Source organism: Mesorhizobium sp. M7A.F.Ca.CA.002.15.2.1, from assembly GCF_003998715.1.
GTDB classification, from domain to species: domain Bacteria; phylum Pseudomonadota; class Alphaproteobacteria; order Rhizobiales; family Rhizobiaceae; genus Mesorhizobium; species Mesorhizobium ciceri.
Genome location: NZ_RZPI01000826.1, coordinates 1 through 2188, shown reverse-complemented (window position 1 = coordinate 2188; position 2188 = coordinate 1). Strand labels below are relative to the sequence as shown.

Below are 2188 nucleotides of genomic sequence, written 5' to 3'. Positions count from 1 at the left end.
GGAGGCTTCAGCCTGGAAACACGTGAGGCTTGGAAACATCCGCTCGATATTGTGAGCGCGCAGCCGTCGGCAGCGCGCTCGACTCTTTGTTCGAACGATCGGGTCAATCGGAGCGACTATTCCAGAATAACGGTGGCCTCCACCTCGAAAAGCATGGGATCGATTGCAAGCTTGGGAACGGGAACCAGAGTCTGCGCCGGCAGCGCCTCGCCGAACATGTCCTTGACGTTCCTGGTCAACACCTCGAGCTTGGACATGTCGTGGTCGACCACGAAGACCGTGAGCTTCGCCACCTGATCCGGCTTGGCGCCGATGCCCTCAAGCGCAGCATGCAAATTTGCGTAGGCCTGCTTCACCTGGACGGCGAAATCCGGTGACAAGGTTCCTGTGCTGTCTTGGCCGCCCTGCCCGGAGATGTAGGCGATCCGAGCTCCGAGCGGTGCGATTACGGCGGTGCTGTAGCCATTCGGCGACGGGTCGTAGAGTGCCTGTGGATTGACAATAGTCAGCTTGAACTCGTTCGCCGGCGACGCAGTGGGGACTGCAATGGTCATGATGATTAGCCCTCCGATAAGCAGATGCTTGATTGCGCGTGACATGGTTTTTCGCTTGGCTCCGCAGCCTGCGAGCAACCTACCCTGGCGCCTGCAGATTGAACTTTAACCTAATCGCTACGTGAATCGTGCGATGTACGAGTCATCGTATGGTACGTCGTACGAGTCAATCGCTCAAGATCGACATTTGTCGCGTTGCCGGTCAAAATCGATGTTCTGAAAAAGCGAGGACGACGGATGGTAGCCAAACGCAGCGGCGCCCGGAGCAAAGGGGATCAACGGATAAGCGTGTCGCTCCAGCCCGTGCAGCAAGCGAGCACCGAGCCGCCGCTGTCTCGAGAGCGTATCGTGGCGACCGCGGTGGAACTGCTGGACGCCCAGGGCATAGACGGATTGACAATGCGTCGGCTGGCCGATCGCCTCGGCTCGGGTGTGATGAGTCTATATTGGCACGTCGACAACAAGGAGGATGTCTTTGATCTAGCAGTCGATTCGGTGCTCGAACATCGCGGATCGCCTGAAACAGGTGAGTCTCCGGACTGGCGCGGAGACGTCGTTCATATGCTCGAAGACTGGCGCGCCAGAATGTTGCGCCATCCTTGGTCGGCATCGCTGTTGCCGCGCCGGGCGCTCGGTCGGAACATTCTCGGTCGCCTGGAAATGCTGAGCAAGACCTTGTCCAGAGCCGGTGTTGCGGACGCGGATCTGAACGCCGCGATATGGTCGCTCTGGAACTATGTGATGGGCGCCACCCTCACCCGGGCAAGCTTCGATCTCTCGGAAGAAGACAGGGCAGCCGCACAGCAGCGTCTTACACATCTCAGCGAACACTACCCGACAATCGAACGCTCTCGTCTGCTGTTGGACAACGATTGGGATGGCGCCTTCCGAAGAGGCCTCGACTTCCTGCTCGACGGCCTCTCGCCAAGATAGAATTCCGGCGCTCCGCCCGGAGCAGACCGGATGGCGCTGCTTTGCGCACGCGACGCAAGAGCTTCCCAGTCCACATCATCACGTTTGGCTCGCCGCCAAGGCGGCGCAGGCAGCGGGCAAGCCCCAGATGCTCGATCCCATCGCGGCGGTGGCTGGTGCGGCTGCATTGCAGCTGAATTGTTGCAGTTGGCGATGTCGTCGCCACGCATTGCCAACCGCTGGTCGGAATCCTCTCTGCAGTCGATCTTTTGCGCAAAACCTTTTTGGCCGACATGCGTTGTTTTCTCTCCAAGCCAAGGAGACGATCATGCAGATGAAGTCGGAAATAGCCGGTGAAGCGGCCAAGCAGCGCCATATCCAACGTGGCATCGATGCCAAGGACAAATCGAAAGGCGATGGGAAGCTTCAAGGCGCCATGCAGGCTGGCGCCCGCGAATATCCCGAGCCCCCCTTCCCTGAGCAACATCAGCCCAAACCGGGACATGAATGGGCCATAGAGCCGGCGCCGCTGTACGATGCGCCTTACTATCTCGGATCGAAAAAACTCAACCAAAAGGTAGCGCTCATCACGGGCGGCGATTCGGGCATCGGCCGCTCGGTGGCGGTGTTGTTCGCCCGCGAGGGCGCCGACGTCGCGATCGTCTATCTGGCCGAGGACAAGGACGCTGAAGAGACCAAATCCGCGGTGGAAAAGGAGGGAC

Annotated in this window: 3 protein-coding genes; 2 read left to right on the top strand and 1 reads right to left on the bottom strand. The window is 59.6% G+C overall.

Going from position 1 to position 2188, the window contains the following annotated elements; translation table 11 throughout:
• Nucleotides 1–116 precede the first annotated feature (116 nt).
• Nucleotides 117–599 (bottom strand): RidA family protein, encoded by a 483-nt coding sequence (locus ENZ74_RS29870; RefSeq protein ID WP_027161647.1) that lies wholly within the window; start codon nucleotides 597–599, stop codon nucleotides 117–119.
• Nucleotides 600–791: 192 nt separating this feature from the next.
• Between ENZ74_RS29870 and ENZ74_RS29865 the strand changes: the two genes are divergently transcribed.
• Nucleotides 792–1487 carry a TetR/AcrR family transcriptional regulator C-terminal domain-containing protein gene (locus ENZ74_RS29865; protein WP_013531570.1) on the top strand — a complete coding sequence of 232 codons (696 nt, stop codon included), beginning with the start codon at nucleotides 792–794 and terminating at the stop codon, nucleotides 1485–1487.
• 307 nt (nucleotides 1488–1794) lie between these two features.
• Nucleotides 1795–2188, top strand: a 394-nt coding sequence (locus tag ENZ74_RS29860; protein ID WP_127313217.1) for an SDR family NAD(P)-dependent oxidoreductase, incomplete at its 3' end; no start/stop codon positions are given.

What these genes read in the sequence shown, in the direction of transcription:
- ENZ74_RS29870 (WP_027161647.1), bottom strand. Translation starts at nt 599, where the DNA reads ATGTCACGCGCAATCAAGCATCTGCTTATCGGAGGGCTAATCATCATG.
- ENZ74_RS29865 (WP_013531570.1), top strand. Translation starts at nt 792, where the DNA reads ATGGTAGCCAAACGCAGCGGCGCCCGGAGCAAAGGGGATCAACGGATA.